The organism is Microbacterium sp. ARD32 (assembly GCF_031844385.1).
Lineage (GTDB): Bacteria > Actinomycetota > Actinomycetes > Actinomycetales > Microbacteriaceae > Microbacterium.
Genome location: NZ_JAUZVD010000002.1, coordinates 652,240 through 666,924, shown reverse-complemented (window position 1 = coordinate 666,924; position 14,685 = coordinate 652,240). Strand labels below are relative to the sequence as shown.

Below are 14,685 nucleotides of genomic sequence, written 5' to 3'. Positions count from 1 at the left end.
CCGGGAGCACGCCGATGACGAAGCCGAACATCATCTTCATCCTTGCGGATGACCACGCCCCGCACGCGATCTCCGCCTACGGGAGCCGCGTGAACCGGACTCCGCACATCGACCGGATCGCTCACGAGGGGGCGCTCCTGAAGTCGCTGTTCTGCACGAACTCGATATGCACCCCGTCTCGTGCGTCGATCCTCACCGGCACCTACACGCACGTGAACGGGACGCCGGGCATCTTCGCGGAATTCGACTACCGGGTGCCCACCTTCGTCGCAGGGCTCCGCGAGCACGGCTACACCACCGCGCTCTACGGCAAGTGGCACCTCGGCGAATCGGCTTCGGCGCGGCCCCGGGACTTCGACGACTGGCTGGTCTTCCCCGGACAGGGCGCGTACGTCGATCCCGACATGATCGGGCCTGATGGCAAGCGTGCGATGCGCGGCTACGCCACGGACATCGTCACGGACCTGGCTCTGGACTGGATGGCGCAGCGCGACACCGCGCAGCCGTTCGCCCTGTTCATCCACCACAAGGCGCCCCACGCGCCCTGGATCCCCGATGACAGGCACCTCGATCTCTATCCGGTGGGGAGCATCCCCGAGCCCGAGACTCTGCACGACGACCACCGCACGCTCGGCTCGTGGTCCGATCGCACCACGATGAGCATCGCCGACGATCTGCACGAGCGTCACGTGAAGGAGCCGCTGCCACCTGAGCTCGAAGGCCCCGACCGCCGTGAGGAGCGCGCGAGCTGGAAGTACCAGCGATACATGAGCGATTACCTGCAGGTCATCCAGGCGATCGACGACAACGTCGGTCGCGTCCTGGACAGGCTGGACACCACGGGAGATGCGCAGAACACCATCGTCGTGTACATGTCGGACCAGGGATTCTTCCTCGGAGACCACGGCTGGTACGACAAGCGGCTGATGTTCGAGCAGTCGCTGCAGATGCCCGCGCTGATCCGCTGGCCCGCGGAAATCGCCCCCGGAGGTGTCGTGTCCGACATTCTCACGAACGTGGACATCGCCGGGACGCTGCTCGAGCTGTGCGGCATCGACGTGGCGTCGAGCCTGCCCGTGTCACAGGGGCGCAGCTTCGCCGCCCAGCTGCGCGGTGAAACCGTGCCGGACTGGCCGGATGCGATGTACTACCGGTATTGGGAGCACGACGACCCGAATCATCATGTGCCGGCGCACTACGGCATCCGCACGAGGACCCACAAGCTGATCTGCTACTACAACGATCCGCTCGGCGTTCCCGGCTCCTCCGATCGACGGTTCCCCGTTGAATGGGAGCTCTACGATCTGGAGGAGGACCCGCAGGAGCTGCGCAACGTGATCAGCGATCCGAACCGGGCCGATATTGTCGCGCACCTGCGTCACCGGCTGGCGCGACTACAGGAGCATTATGGGGACACGCCGTACAGCGGCCCGGATACGACGCATCCCGACTGGGGAGCCGGAATCCAGGAGTTCAGCCAGTCCCCCCGCTGAGCGAAGCCCGACGCAAGACGGCGCGTCAGCGGCCGAGGGAGTCCAGCAGCTCGGCGAAGTGCGTCAGATCGTCGGCCGACCAGGCGCGCAGCCGTTCGCCGAGGCGGCCGTGGTATGCAGCGCGTGCGGTGGCGACGCGCTGCTGGGCGAGCTCGGTGGCCACCAGCACGCGCGCACGGCGGTCGGCGGGATCGGGGATGCTGGTCACCAGACCCAGCTCCTCCAGCTGTCGCACCTGGCGGCTCACGGTGGACTTGTCGGTCTGCAGCCGCTCGATGATCGCTCCGGCCGAGGTGGCCTTGCCGCTCTCGATCGCGACCAGCACCTGGTAGCCGAATGCGGGGAGGTCGGGATGCACCGTCGCGGCCGCCTCACGCCAGCCGACCCGGATGCGGGCGAACAGCCGCCCGAGCCCCTGCTCCACCTGGATGACCGCGTCATCCAGTGAGGGGTCGGACGGATGCTCGCTCATGCTCGTCAGCTTACGACGACGCTGCGCCGGGCTCAGACCTCGGACAGCAGGCGGAACACCTTGGATGCCGCCTGCACCTCGTCCGAGGTGAGCTCGGCCAGCACCGACCGCATCCGCTCCGCCGTCTCGGAGCGCAGCTGCGCGAGCGCCTGCGCGGCTTCGGGCCGCGCGGTCAGCACGCGCTGGCGCCCGTCGCGCTCATCGGGCCGGGATTCGATCAGGCCGAAGTCCTCCAGCATGCGGAGCTGCCTGCTGACCACCGACTTGTCCATCTCGAACAGCTCGGCGAGCCGGTGGGCGCTGGCGTCTCCGGTGCGGGCGATGTACGCCAGCAGCTTGTATCCGGCCGGCTGAAGATCGGGATGGATCCGCGCGGCGGACTCCTTCCACAGCGTCCGGGCCCTCGCGAAGATCAGGTTCAGATGAGCCTGGAAATCCGCGAGGGTCTCGTCGGCGGCCTGAGCGATCATCTCAGCGTCCCGGCTCGTCTTCCTCGCGCTCCAGCACCATCACCGAGCCGGTGGTCGCGGCCGACGTGCCCTCGACCACGCGGATGCTGCCGGTGGCCGCACCCACCTCGGCTCCGGCGACCTCGATCGCGGACTCCTCGGCGTTCTCGCGCAGCTGCTCGGCGGAGTTCTTCGTCGACAGCGACTTGTTGCGGATGAAGGCGATCGCCACGATGCCGATCACGGCCAGCGGGATGGCGATGAAGAAGGCGTCCGCGATGCCGTGGCCGTAGGCCGACTCGACGATGTTGCGGATCGATTCGGGCAGATCCGACACCTTCGGGACGTTGCCGGAGTCCAGCGCCTTCAGCGCCTCGAGGTCGGAGGGCGAGCTGGGGGTGAAGCCCTTGAAGCCGTCGACGATGTACTCCTTGACGTTCGTCGCCAGGATCGAGCCCATGATCGTGACACCGATCGTGCCGGCGATCGTGCGGAAGAAGTTCACGCCCGACGAGGCCGCGCCCAGCTGCTGCGGCGGCGTGTCGTTCTGCACGATCAGCGTGAGGTTCTGCATGACCATGCCCAGGCCCGCGCCGAGCACGAACATGAAGATCGCCACGAAGATGAACGGGGTGTCGTAGCGGAGCGTGGCCATCAGGCTGACGCCGACCAGCGCGAGGCTGGAGCCCAGCAGCATCCAGCCCTTCCACTTGCCGAAGCGGCTGACCAGCTGGCCGATGATGATCGACGCACCCATCTGGCCGATGATCATCGGGATGGTCATCAGACCCGACTCGGTCGGCGTGGCGCCACGGGCGAGCTGGAAGTACTGCGCCAGGAACACCGAGGTGGCGAACATCGACACGCCGATCGCGATCGAGGCGAGCACCGACAGCGTGAACGTGCGGTTGCGGAACAGCGACAGCGGGATCAGCGGCTCCTTGACGAACAGCTCGACCAGCACGAAGCCGACCAGGACCACGCCGGAGCCGATCGCGAGGGTGTAGCTGGTGGCCGAGTCCCAGTCGAACTGGTTGCCGCCCATGGACACCCAGATCAGCAGAGCCGAGACGCCCACTGCGAGCAGCACGATGCCGAAGTAGTCCACGGACACCTTCGCGTTCTGCGGCTTGGGCAGATGCAGGGTCACCTGCAGCAGGATGATCGCGATGACGGCGAACGGGACGCCGACGAAGAAGTTGGCACGCCAGCCCAGCACGTCGGTGATGAAGCCGCCCAGGAGCGGTCCGCCGATGGTGGCCAGCGCCATGATGCCGCCGACGACGCCCATGTACTTGCCGCGCTCGCGCGGCGAGATGATCAGCGCCACGGCGACCATGACCAGCGACATCAGACCGCCGACACCCAGACCCTGCAGCACCCGCATGGCGATGAGCATGTTGATGTCCTGCGAGAAGCCGGCTGCGACCGTGCCCGCGGTGAAGAGCACCAGCGACAGCTGCACGAGGATCTTGCGGTCCAGCAGGTCGGCCAGCTTGCCCCAGATCGGGGTGGTCACGGCGGTGGCCAGCAGGCTGGCGGTGATGACCCAGGTGTACTGGGCCTGCGTGCCGCCGAGGTCGGCGACGATGACGGGAAGGGAGGTCGAGACGACCGTGCCCGAGAGCACGGCGACGAACATGCCGACGATGAGGCCGGAGATCGCGGTGAAGACCTCGCGCGCCGAGCGCACGGTCTCGGCCGATTGGTGTGTGGTGGAGTTCAAAAGGGGCTTCTCCTGCAGAATTGGTTGATCTTCGTCAACGATACCTCATTAGTTGAGAATCATCAACCATTGCCCTGGGTCAACCATTCCCGGACCGCCCCTCACACCGAGACGGTCGACTCCCGCGCGTGCAGCGTCGGCACGACCTGCACCCGCTCTACCGGACGGTCCGCCCCCTCGGTGAGGCGTGCGAGCATCACCTCGACCGCACGCCGCCCGACGTGCTGCTTGGGCGGGCGCAGCGCGGTGATCGGCGGCGCTCCGTTCTCGGCCACCTCGTCGTCGTACGCGATGATCGACAGGTCCTGCGGCAGCTCCCAGCCGCGATCGAGGGCGTTCTGCTGCACCAGCAGCGCCTGCGGGTCGGAGTGGATGAGCATCGCCGAGGTGCCGGTCTCCCGGATGCGATCCAGCAGAGAGCCCACGAAGTCGGCGCGCTCGGCGCCCTCCAGTGAGTCCAGCGATGCGTTCAGATCGACGGTCGGCTCCAGCCCCAGCCCGTCGACCGCCTGCGCCCAGCCGCGACGCAGCTGTCCGGAGGTGGGCGACTGCGCCGAGGTGAGGATGCCGACCCGCCGATGCCCGAGCGAGGCGAGATGCGCGGCCGCCAGGTGCCCGCCGAAGACGTGGTCTGTGGTCACCCACTCCAGCTTCGTCACGGCGAGGGACGACGAGACCCGCCGCTCGACCAGCACGACGGGAATCGGCAGCTGCTCCAGCCAGCTCAGCAGCGCGTGACCGTCCGGGCCCTGGTTCTCGGGTGCCACGATCAGGCCGTGGAAGCCGCCCGACTCCACGAGCGAGCTGATCTGCCGCCGCTGGTCGGCGGGGTCGTAGCTGGCGCCGCGCAGCACCAGCTGCACGCCGAGCTCGGTGGCCGCCGCTCGCGCCCCGATCACGACCTGCGGCCAGTAGTAGCTCAGCGAGGGCACCACCATGCCCACCCGGTACCGCGGACCGCCCGCCGACGCGCGCGGCGCCACCGTGGTGTCCAGCCGGCTGCGCAGGGTCGCCCCGCCGTGCACTCGCGTCACGAGGCCGCGGTCGGCGAGCTCGCCGATGTCGCGGCGGATGGTCAGCTCGGACACCCCGAACTCGCGCGCCAGGTCCGCCACGCGCACGGCCCCCGCCGTGCGCAGCTGGTCCATGATCCGCTCGCGTCGGGCGATCCCGAACACCGGGGGCGTCTCCGCATCGGTCATCGCACCACTCCTCTCAGCTCCCAGCACGACGCGGGCTGCGGCGCGAACAGCATCCGCGTCACCCGGTCGCCCCACGATCGTCGCAGATACCGGTCGTCCACCACGACGGTCTCGAACTCGACCTCGGCCGGGTCGAAGCTCAGCCGCAGGCCGCGGGAGCCGTGCCGGCCGGCGATCAGCACGTCGTCGCCGTCGCGCTCGGGCACGCCGGTGCACAGCACCGCGATCCGGGTCGCGGGGTCGGCCAGCGCCGCACTCTCGTCGCGCACGACGAGCCCGGCATCCGTCACGCGCACGATGCGCGTCCAACGCTCCCCCGCCGGATACGCGTTGGTCAGATCGAGCGCCCAGCCCTCGTCCACGGCATCCATCCGCGCCCGCCACTGCTCCTCTGGCAGTTGCACGGCGCCACGCGGAAGGGGCGCGGAGTGCCAGTCGCTGCGGATGTTCCACAGCTCGTACCGCTGATCCGAGAACGTCTCGGAGCGGTACTCCGCCCGCCCGAGATCCGGCAGCAGCGGCACCCCGTCCACGGCGACCGCGATCGACCCGAGGTCGTTGTGGTTGTGGTTCTCGCCGTTGTGCCCGCCCTTGACGACAACGGTCAGCCCCGCGCGCTCGCGGATCCCCACACCGATCGAGGACAGCAGCACGTCGGGTCGGGGCTCGTCCGGTCGGGTCTCGGCGGCGTCGCGACCCGGGGCGGATGCCGGATGCCGCGCGGCATCCAGCGCACCGGAGCGCAGGTCGGCGAGCTCGGCCAGCATCCGCCCGAGCCCGGCGTGCACGCCGTCGTCGAGACCGCACAGCGGCCGGTCGCCGCGCTCCCGCAGCGCGAACGCGGCCGTCTCCGGCTCTCGGCAGAGCGTCGCGGCGCGGAACAGCACATGCCAGGGCGTGCCGTCGTCCGCCCTGGCCTCGGCGTCGGCGAAGCTCGCGAACCAGCCCGGCCCCACCTGCATCCGCTGCGGGAACCGGGCGAGTTCGCCCAGGCCCGCCAGCGCACCGTCGACGAGCCGCGCGGCGATCGCGCCGCCGGTCAGCGCGTCCAGCAGCCGCAGCGCGTCGAAGGCGCGCCCGGCTCCCTGCCACCAGTACGCGAAGCCCTCGTCGATCGCGCCGTCGGCCGGCAGCTGCGCCAGGTAGCGGTCCAGGCCGTCCACGCAGCGATCGAGCACGCGTTTCCGCAGCTCCGCGTCGGCGAACGCGACCGCGGCGACCAGCAGGTTGCCGTGGATCCAGGGCGCCCAGTTGTGCACGTCTTCCTCGGTGCCCTCCCAGTGCCATTCCCGCGCGAGGAACGGCTCGAGCACTCGCGCACGCGCCTCGGAGCCGAGCCGCGCCACCAGGCCGGGCACGTGCTGCTCCAGGCCGTCGCGCAGCAGCAGCGCGGCCCAGGCGACCAGCGCCGCGTCCTCCCCCGCGCCGAGATCCACGAAGGGCCGCGCCGGGTCGGGCACCCGCAGGCCGCGGCTGACCACGTCGTCATGCGCGGGCCAGCACCACGTGGCCTGCTCGATCTTGTGCCACAGGCCGTCGGCCGCCTCGAGCACACGCTGCTCGGTGGGCTCCAGCGCCGCGGCGAGCACGGCCAGACGCGTGCGCCGGTTGCGCAGGAAGAGCGCGCGCTCGTACGCCGAGCGGTCTCCGGTGCGCGCGTAGGCCGACCACTCCGACAGCTGCGGCTGCGGCCACGGCTCGTCGCGCAGGCGATCGGCCTCGCGGAGGATCGCCTCGCGGATGCGCGGGTCGACCCCGTCCCAGAAGTCGCGATCGGATGCCGCGGGCACCGGCAGTGCACCCTGCGCGTCGGCATGCGCGGACCAGATCTCGCGCAGCGCGCCCCTTCGGATCAGCATCGTGCTCCCCTTCTTCGATGAACGTCTGTGTTCGAGTTCGCTTTTTTCGCTTCGAGTTAGTTGCATTTGTTTGGGTGATCAGTCTTCACTGGATACGCCGCGTCACGCAAGCAGTCCGGCCCTGACTCTGATGGAGACACAGATGCCCTCATCCCGGCCCCGCGCGCACGCGGCGATGTCGACCGAGGCGTTCGAGCTGCTGTTCGACGACAGCCGGCGGCGGCGGTTCGCCGAGCTGGCCGACGTGCGCACGCCGATGCACCTCCCCGACCTCACCGCGCCGGGCCTGGACGAGCTGCTCGCCGACGTCGAGGTGCTGATCACCTCGTGGGGAGCGCCTCGCTTCGATGCTGCGCTGCTGGACCGGATGCCGCGGCTGCGCGCCGTGCTCCACGCGGCCGGCAGCATCCGCCACCACGTCTCGGAGGAGTTCTGGGAGCGCGGCATCCGCATCACGACGGCGGCGGACGCCAACGCCGTGCCGGTCGCCGAGTTCACCCTCGCGATGATCCTGCTGGCGGGCAAGCGCGTGCTGCCGCACGTGCGCGCACCCCGGATCGGCGCCGCCGACTGGAACGACAACCTGCTCGAGCTGAGCATCGGCAACCTCGATCGCACGGTCGGCCTGGTGGGGTTCTCCCGCATCGGCCGCCGCGTCGCCGAGCTGCTGCGCCCGTTCGCCGGCCTGCGGGTGCTCGTGGCCGACCCGTTCGCCGACCCGGGCGAGGTGGCGGCGCTGGGCGCGGAGCTCGTTCCGCTGGAGCGGATGCTTCCGCAGGCGAACGTGCTCTCGCTGCACGCGCCCGCGCTGCCGTCGACGCACCGCATGATCTCGGTGCGCGAGCTCGCCGCGCTGCCCGACGCGGCGACGGTGATCAACACCGCGCGCGGCTCGCTGCTCGACCACGACGCCCTCGCCGACGAGTGCCGCACGGGCCGCATCGACGCCGTGCTCGACGTCACCGATCCCGAGCCGCTGCCGGCGGACTCGCCGCTGTTCCGCCTGCCGAACGTGACCATCACGCCGCACCGGGCGGGGTCGCTGGGCACCGAGACGCGGCGCCTGGCAGACTCCGCGCTCGACGAGCTGGCCGCGTACGCCTCCGGCGCTCCGCTGCTGCACCCGATGGACGCGGTGTCACTGGTGCGCAGCGCCTGAGCGACAGCATCCGTCACCGGCTACCCCGCAGGGGCGTCGGCGACGGCGAGCACGGGGCGCAGCACGAAGCGCGCGTTGGCCCACGCCACGTACAGCGCGGGCGCGGCCGTCAGGCCGATCGCCACGGCGGGCATGGTGGTGAACACCGCCGCCTGCACGCCGAGCACCGCGAACGAGAGCAGCTGCACGTACCAGCGCCGCGCCCCCAGGTACAGGCTCGAGCGCAGGTTGTCCCGCAGTCGGGCCGCCGGCGCCTCGGCGAGCGCGACTGCCGCCAGCAGCGCCGTGGAGGCGGTCAGCGCGATCAGGAGCAGCAGCACCGGCACCACCAGCACCGAGGCGGCCGTGTCGGCCAGCATCCGTACGTCGACCAGCAGCACGACGGCCGTTCCCGCCGCCAGCCCGCCCAGCGCGAGAGCCTTGCGCCAGGTCGCGCGCAGCGCGCGCAGGAAGGCGCGCACCACCTGGTTCTCGCCCTGCTCGTGCGCACGATAGGTGCCGAACGCTGCGGCGAGCGCGGGGAGGGCGAGCGCCGCGGCGAGCGCCAGCAGCGGCCAGGAGCGCAGCGGATCGGTCGTGATCAGCAGCACCACCAGCGGGGATGCCGTCACCAGCACCAGCAGGTTGACCATCAGCCCCAGGTGCAGCACCCCCAGGATCGAGGCCCAGGTGTCGTGCGAGACGCGCTTCACCGATCAGCCCTTCATCCCGCTGGTGGCGATGCCCTCGACGAAGTACTTCTGCCCCGCCATGAAGATGATCGCGATCGGCACCACCGAGATGCACAGCCCCGCGAACAGCAGCGCGTAGTTCGTGTCGTAGAGGTTGGAGACGAAGCTCTTCAGCCCGAGCTGGATGGTCCACAGGTCGGGATTGCGCAGGTAGATGAGCGGGCCCAGGTAGTCGTTCCAGGTGTTCACGAAGGTGAGCAGCGTGAGGCTGGCGATGGCCGGCACCGACAGCGGCACCATGATGCGGCGCCAGATGCCGTACTCGCTCAGCCCGTCCAGCCGCGCTGCTTCGCTGAGCTCCTCGGGGACGGTCTCGTAGTACTGCTTCATCAGGAACACGCCGAACGCGCCGAACGCCTGGATGAGGATGATCGCCCACAGGGTGTTGGACACCTTCAGGTTCGACAGCAGGATGAACTGCGGGATCATGTAGGACTGCCAGGGCACCGCGATCGTGCCGATGTAGGCCAGGAACAGCACGTCGCGCCCGGGGAAGCGGATGCGGGAGAAGCCGTACGCGGCGAACGAGCCGGTCAGCACCTGCAGGAAGGTGACGACCACCGCCAGCAGCAGGGTGTTGCGGATCCAGGTCAGCATGTTCGCCTTGGCCCAGATGTCGATGTAGTTCTGCCAGACGAAGATGTCGGGCCACCACACCACCGGCACCGAGAACACCTCGTTGGCGGACTTCACCGAGCTCAGCAGCATCCACGCGAAGGGGGCGAGCAGGCCGATCGCGAACAGCACCAGCGCGCCGTAGCCGAGGATGCGGCCCAGCCGGCGCCCCGCGCCGGACTCGCCCACGCGTCGCTCGGGTGCGGAGAGGCGGCGCAGGGTGGCGTCGCCGGTGACCATCAGCTGCGTGTCGGTCATCATGCGCTCCGCTTCTTGTTCCAGAGGAACTGGCCGATTGTCACGAGGATGCAGATGAAGAACAGCGCCACCGACGCCGCCGACGCGTGTGGATGTCAGGGTTCGGAGATGCGTCCGAGGGTGCTGGTGGTGCGCACGCCGTCTGGCCAGGCGATGGTGGCGTCATCTCCGGCGAGTTCGAGGGAGGGAGCGGATGCCGCCGGGTCGGCACCACGGGCGAGCAGCACCGCCACGGCCACCGGCGCTCCCGGTTCGGTGTCGCCCGTCACGGTCGGCACGGCGGCGTCGGGGCCCAGCGGGCTGGCATCCGTCCTGCGCTCGATACCGGGCGTGAGCCCGGCGGTCAGCGGCACGACGACGCTGTGCAGGTCGCCGAATCTCACGACGGATGCCGCAGCGGATGCCGTGGCGTCGACTTCGCCGATCGGCCCGGCCAGTGCCCAGCCGCCGATGCGCAGGTGCGCCCGGGTGCCGGGATCCGTCAGCTCGTCAAGACGGACGATCCGCACCTCCCAGGCGCCTCGGACGACCGACCAGGTGGTGATCCGCCCGGCCACATCCACCTCGCCGGTGATGCCTGCGCCGTGACGCACCTGCACCGGCGCGGGGTCGATCCAGTGCATGCGGCTGGCGGATCCCGCCACGCCCGTGCCGCCGTCGGCGCGCACGTCGAGCAAGGTCAGGCCGGCGCGGTGCGTGGCGCGGCCGGCGTCGTCGACGAGCGCGACGGACTGCTCCAGCGGCTCGGCCCAGGCGTCGCCGTTCAGCAGCGGGGAGGCGGCCGTGGAGTAGCCCATCCGCGCGTACAGCGGCGAGTCGCCGACCTGGTCGCCCGGAAGCGCGTGGTCGGTGCCGTGGTTGACGACCCGCACGATGCCGTCGGACGCCGTGCCGGAGACGATCCAGCCGGCGGCGTGCACGGCGCGCAGGTCGTCGACGGCGGGTGCGGGATCGGGTGAGGCCCACACCGGATGCTCGGCGGGCAGCGCCACGCCGAGCAGGCCCTTGGCCGCCCAGTAGGGCGAGGACGGGCCGGAGTAGCCCTGCGCCAGGCGCCGCCATTCGCGGTGCCAGCCCATGGTCAGCAGATCCCGCTCGTCGGGTGCCCCGTGCTCGTCGAAGTGCGACAGGATGCCCATTGCGGCGTGCCGCAGCGTGCCGAGCTCCGTCGAGGGCACTCCGGCGAGGGCGCCGACCCAGAACGGCGCGGCGGCGGCGAACCGGTAGATCAGGCTGCGTCCCTCGATGAGCGGTGCGCCGTCGCCGCCGACCAGGTGCACGGCGTCCGTCAGATAGTCGTCCAGCGCCGCGACGTCGGCGGCGAAGCGCTCAGGCGCGATCTCGTCCGCGCCGCGCATGCGCGACCAGAGCACGGGGTACAGGTGCAGCGCCCAGCCGACGTAGTGGTCGTAGTTGCGGTCGTCGCCGTCGGAGAACCAGCCGGCCCCGCGGGCGAAGGAGTCGTGGCGGGCCAGGTCGGAGGCGATGTCGGATGCCGACCACGGGCCGCCGACCGAGCGCAGGAAGGTCTGCACGACGATGCGGAACCACACCCAGTTGTTCGGCGGGTAGGTGTCATCGCCGACGGCGGGCGACAGGTAATCGATCACGCGCTGCTGCGTACGGGCGTCGAGACGGTCCCAGATCCACGGCCGGGTGAGGTCGAGGATGAGCGCGATCGAGGCGGCCTCGACCTTGGCCTGCGGATGCTCGTCCAGCCGCACCCAGCGCTCATCGGAATCGGGGTCGACGCCGGCGGCGATGCCGCGGGAGTAGTCGTGAATGAGCTGATCGACACCCTCGCCGCGCGCGCCCGCGATGCGGAAGCCGGCGAGCAGGAAGGTGCGGGCGAAGCCCTCCAGCCCGTCGACCGCGGTGCCGTACCCTCCCGGCGCGCCTGGCGGGGTGATCCGCGCGAAGCCCGGGGACGCCCAGGCGGCCGCGCCGGAGAGCAGACGGTCCGCGAACGCGACCAGTGCGTCCCGCGATCCGTCGCGCATCGGGCTGCGCGGCGCGTGGCGCGATGTCGAGGTCACGGGTTCTCCTTTGAGCAGTGATCGGCACCCTCGAAACGGGTGACTGTTTCAGGAGATTAGCAACGCAATGTGATCGTCTCAAGAAGGTTTGCGTTCTACTGTGATCGTCTGTGTTCGTTTATCGAACCGTTGTCCTCACGGGCCGGTAAACGCTTCCCGGACTGGCGTCCCCGGACGCGGCGATAGACTCTACTGAGGCGCTGCGAGGACGCCGGGGAAGGGCGGATGCCGTGGCCGAGGAGTGCTCCTGCGGATGCGGAACACCGTCGCGCGCGGCGTTCGGCACGGTGCCGATCCGATTCGGCGCACCGGCGACCGGCGGCGGATCCCTGCACGCGATCGAGCAGGCGCTGATCCCGGCCGGCACGTTCGTGATGGGCGACGCCTCAGGCGATCGCAACCCCGCCGACGGTGAGGTGCCGCAGCATCCGGTGACGCTTGCAGCGTTCTCGATCGACGCGACGAGCGTGACGAACGACGACTTCGCCCGCTTCGTCGACGCGACCGGCTATCGCACCGAGGCCGAGGCATACGGCTACTCGGCCGTGTTCCACCTCGCGCTGGCCGCCGACGACGACGACGTGATCGGCCGACCGCCCGGCACCCCGTGGTGGCTCGGCGTGCGCGGCGCCGACTGGCGGCATCCGGGCGGAGCGCACTCCGACCTGACCGGTCTCGGCGACCATCCGGTCGTGCACGTGAGCTGGAACGACGCCCAGGCGTACTGCACCTGGGCCGGGCGCCGCCTGCCCACCGAGGCCGAGTGGGAGTACGCCGCCCGCGGGGGCCTGGACCAGAGGAAGTACCCGTGGGGCGACGAGGAGGTGGATGCCGGCGGCTGGCGCACCAACATCTGGCAGGGCGATTTCCCCCGCCGGAACACCCTCGACGACGGCTGGCTGACCACCGCACCCGTGCGCTCGTTCCGGCCGAACGGCTACGGACTGTGGCAGATGGTCGGGAACGTGTGGGAATGGGCATCCGACTGGTTCTCGCCGCACTACTACCGGCACTCCCCCGCAGCAGACCCGGCCGGCCCCGAGAGCGGGCAGGCGCGCGTGCTGCGCGGCGGGAGCTACCTGTGCCACATCTCGTACTGCAACCGCTACCGCAACTCGGCGCGCTCGCAGAACACCCCCGACTCGTCGATGGGCAACGCCGGGTTCAGGACCGTCGCGCTCTGAGCGGTGCGCCTGCCGGACGCGGTGCCGCTCAGGAGAACTGCTGGTAGCCGTCGGCCCATTCCGGATGCGGCGTGCCCGGTCCCTCATAGGGGCGGTCGCCGTAGCGTTCCTGCAGCCGTGCCAGCTCCGTCTTGAGCTCGGCGATGATCGGCGCGTTGGCGGGGTCGTCGATCACGTTGCGCAGCTCGGCCGGATCGGCGACCAGATCGAACAGCTCCCACTCGACCGGGTACGTGTTCCCTGATGAACCGGGCACGCCCAGCCCGTCGTTGTAGTAGCAGATCAGCTTGTGGGTCTTCGTGCGCACTCCGTAGTGCGCAGGCACGTGGTGGTTCGGATCGTCGTGCTCCCAGTAGCGGTAGTACATCGACTCGGCCCACTCGTCGGGCTGCTCACCGCCCAGCAGCCCGGCGAAGCTGGTGCCCTGCGAGCTCGGCAGCGCCTGGTCGGGCAGGAAGCCGCACAGCTCCAGCAGGGTGGCGGCGAAGTCGACGTTGGTGACCATCTGCGGCACGCGCGTGCCGGGCCGGATGGCGGACGGGTACCGGAACAGCACCGGCATCTGCAGCGACTGCTCGAACATCAGCCGCTTGTCGAACCAGCCGTGATCGCCCAGGAAGAAGCCCTGGTCGGAGGCGTACACGACGATCGTGTCCTGCGCGCGGCCGGTCTCGTCCAGGCGGTCCAGGATGCGGGCGACGTTCTCGTCGATCGAGTGGATGCACTGCAGATAGTCGCGCATGTATCGCTGGTACTTCCAGCTGGCGCGCTGCTCGCGCCGGTCCTCGCCCTCCAGCTCCGCCGGCAGGGGCTCCTTGAGGTGATGCTCGGTGAGGTCGTCGGCGATCGACATCGTGGTGCGCGACGCCCACTCGCCCAGAGACTCGTGCTGGTCGTGCAGCGTGACCGGCTCGGGGATGCTGCCGGCCGGGTAGAGGTGCGCGTGCTTCGGATCGGGCACCCAGGGGCTGTGCGGCGCCTTGTGGTGCACGAACAGCGCGAACGGCTCCTCGGCGTCCTGCCGCTCCAGCCAGTCCAGCGAGAGGTCGGTGACGATGTCGGTCGCGTACCCCGGCACCGTCACCTCGCCCTCCGGTCCGATCATCACCGGATCCACGTACTCCCCCTGACCGGGGAAGACGAGCCACTCGTCGAAGCCGCGCGGGTGCGAACGCTGCGACTCGCCCAGATGCCACTTGCCGAACAGCGCCGTCGCGTACCCCGCGTCGTGCAGCACGTCCACGAAGGTCGGCACCCGGTAGTCCATCTCCGAGAAGATCGACGGCACGCCGTTCACGTGACTGTAGGTGCCGGTCAGGATCGACGCCCGCGAGGGCGTGCAGATCGAGTTGGTGCAGAACATCGCCTCCAGCAGCGCGCCCTCGTCGGCGATGCGATCGATGTGCGGGGTGGTGTTGACCACGCTCCCGTACGCCGAGATGGCGTGCGGGGCGTGGTCGTCCACCAGGATGAAAACGATGTTCGGCCTGGTCATGCGTGG

The 14,685-nt window shown here is 70.1% G+C and carries 12 protein-coding genes; 3 read left to right on the top strand and 9 right to left on the bottom strand.

All coding sequences use genetic code 11. From position 1 onward, the window contains the following. Positions 1–14: 14 nt before the first annotated feature. Positions 15–1,493, top strand: a complete 1,479-nt coding sequence (locus Q9R19_RS11370; protein WP_311256499.1) for a sulfatase — start codon at positions 15–17, stop codon at positions 1,491–1,493. 25 nt (positions 1,494–1,518) lie between these two features. Here the strand turns inward: Q9R19_RS11370 and Q9R19_RS11365 are convergent, their stop codons facing one another. The 5 genes from Q9R19_RS11365 to Q9R19_RS11345 all read right to left on the bottom strand — a co-directional run bounded on the left by Q9R19_RS11365 (position 1,519) and on the right by Q9R19_RS11345 (position 7,201). Further along, complete coding sequence (locus Q9R19_RS11365) at positions 1,519–1,965, bottom strand: MarR family transcriptional regulator (protein ID WP_311256498.1); 447 nt, start codon at positions 1,963–1,965, stop codon at positions 1,519–1,521. A gap of 32 nt (positions 1,966–1,997) precedes the next feature. Further along, positions 1,998–2,435 carry a MarR family transcriptional regulator gene (locus Q9R19_RS11360; protein WP_311256497.1) on the bottom strand — a complete coding sequence of 146 codons (438 nt, stop codon included), beginning with the start codon at positions 2,433–2,435 and terminating at the stop codon, positions 1,998–2,000. A 1-nt stretch (position 2,436) separates the two neighbouring features. Then, on the bottom strand, positions 2,437–4,140 hold the full coding sequence (locus Q9R19_RS11355; protein WP_311256496.1) for a DHA2 family efflux MFS transporter permease subunit: 1,704 nt from the start codon (positions 4,138–4,140) through the stop codon (positions 2,437–2,439). A gap of 101 nt (positions 4,141–4,241) precedes the next feature. Beyond that, positions 4,242–5,342 carry a substrate-binding domain-containing protein gene (locus Q9R19_RS11350; RefSeq protein WP_311256495.1) on the bottom strand — a complete coding sequence of 367 codons (1,101 nt, stop codon included), beginning with the start codon at positions 5,340–5,342 and terminating at the stop codon, positions 4,242–4,244. Next, complete coding sequence (locus Q9R19_RS11345) at positions 5,339–7,201, bottom strand: heparinase II/III family protein (RefSeq protein WP_311256494.1); 1,863 nt, start codon at positions 7,199–7,201, stop codon at positions 5,339–5,341. Before Q9R19_RS11345 ends, Q9R19_RS11350 begins: the two co-directional genes overlap by 4 nt. Positions 7,202–7,343: 142 nt before the next feature. On the opposite strand from Q9R19_RS11345, the gene Q9R19_RS11340 reads away from it, so the two are divergent. Next, positions 7,344–8,360: a hydroxyacid dehydrogenase gene (locus Q9R19_RS11340; RefSeq protein WP_311256493.1), complete on the top strand. Its 1,017-nt coding sequence runs from the start codon at positions 7,344–7,346 to the stop codon at positions 8,358–8,360. A gap of 20 nt (positions 8,361–8,380) precedes the next feature. Here Q9R19_RS11340 and Q9R19_RS11335 read toward each other — a convergent pair whose 3' ends face one another. From Q9R19_RS11335 to Q9R19_RS11325, 3 genes are all read right to left on the bottom strand, one after another. After that, positions 8,381–9,052, bottom strand: coding sequence for a DUF624 domain-containing protein (locus tag Q9R19_RS11335; protein ID WP_311256492.1), 672 nt, complete (start codon positions 9,050–9,052; stop codon positions 8,381–8,383). 3 nt (positions 9,053–9,055) lie between these two features. Further along, on the bottom strand, positions 9,056–9,964 hold the full coding sequence (locus tag Q9R19_RS11330) for a carbohydrate ABC transporter permease (RefSeq protein WP_396653481.1): 909 nt from the start codon (positions 9,962–9,964) through the stop codon (positions 9,056–9,058). A gap of 95 nt (positions 9,965–10,059) precedes the next feature. Further along, complete coding sequence (locus Q9R19_RS11325) at positions 10,060–12,000, bottom strand: DUF2264 domain-containing protein (RefSeq protein ID WP_311256490.1); 1,941 nt, start codon at positions 11,998–12,000, stop codon at positions 10,060–10,062. Between the two features lie 293 nt (positions 12,001–12,293). Between Q9R19_RS11325 and Q9R19_RS11320 the strand changes: the two genes are divergently transcribed. Further along, on the top strand, positions 12,294–13,184 hold the full coding sequence (locus tag Q9R19_RS11320; protein WP_311256543.1) for a formylglycine-generating enzyme family protein: 891 nt from the start codon (positions 12,294–12,296) through the stop codon (positions 13,182–13,184). A 28-nt stretch (positions 13,185–13,212) separates the two neighbouring features. On the opposite strand, the gene Q9R19_RS11315 is transcribed toward Q9R19_RS11320, so the two are convergent. Further along, entirely contained in the window at positions 13,213–14,679 is a 1,467-nt protein-coding gene (locus tag Q9R19_RS11315; RefSeq protein WP_311256489.1) for a sulfatase, read from the bottom strand. Between the last annotated feature and the right edge of the window lie 6 nt (positions 14,680–14,685).

Excerpts from the sequence above, each read along its gene's own strand:
- Q9R19_RS11345 (WP_311256494.1), bottom strand. The coding sequence starts at position 7,201 with ATGCTGATCCGAAGGGGCGCGCTGCGCGAGATCTGGTCCGCGCATGCC.
- Q9R19_RS11365 (WP_311256498.1), bottom strand. The coding sequence starts at position 1,965 with ATGAGCGAGCATCCGTCCGACCCCTCACTGGATGACGCGGTCATCCAG.
- Q9R19_RS11340 (WP_311256493.1), top strand. The coding sequence starts at position 7,344 with ATGCCCTCATCCCGGCCCCGCGCGCACGCGGCGATGTCGACCGAGGCG.
- Q9R19_RS11350 (WP_311256495.1), bottom strand. The coding sequence starts at position 5,342 with ATGACCGATGCGGAGACGCCCCCGGTGTTCGGGATCGCCCGACGCGAG.
- Q9R19_RS11360 (WP_311256497.1), bottom strand. The coding sequence starts at position 2,435 with ATGATCGCTCAGGCCGCCGACGAGACCCTCGCGGATTTCCAGGCTCAT.
- Q9R19_RS11330 (WP_396653481.1), bottom strand. The coding sequence starts at position 9,964 with ATGACCGACACGCAGCTGATGGTCACCGGCGACGCCACCCTGCGCCGC.
- Q9R19_RS11370 (WP_311256499.1), top strand. The coding sequence starts at position 15 with ATGACGAAGCCGAACATCATCTTCATCCTTGCGGATGACCACGCCCCG.
- Q9R19_RS11315 (WP_311256489.1), bottom strand. The coding sequence starts at position 14,679 with ATGACCAGGCCGAACATCGTTTTCATCCTGGTGGACGACCACGCCCCG.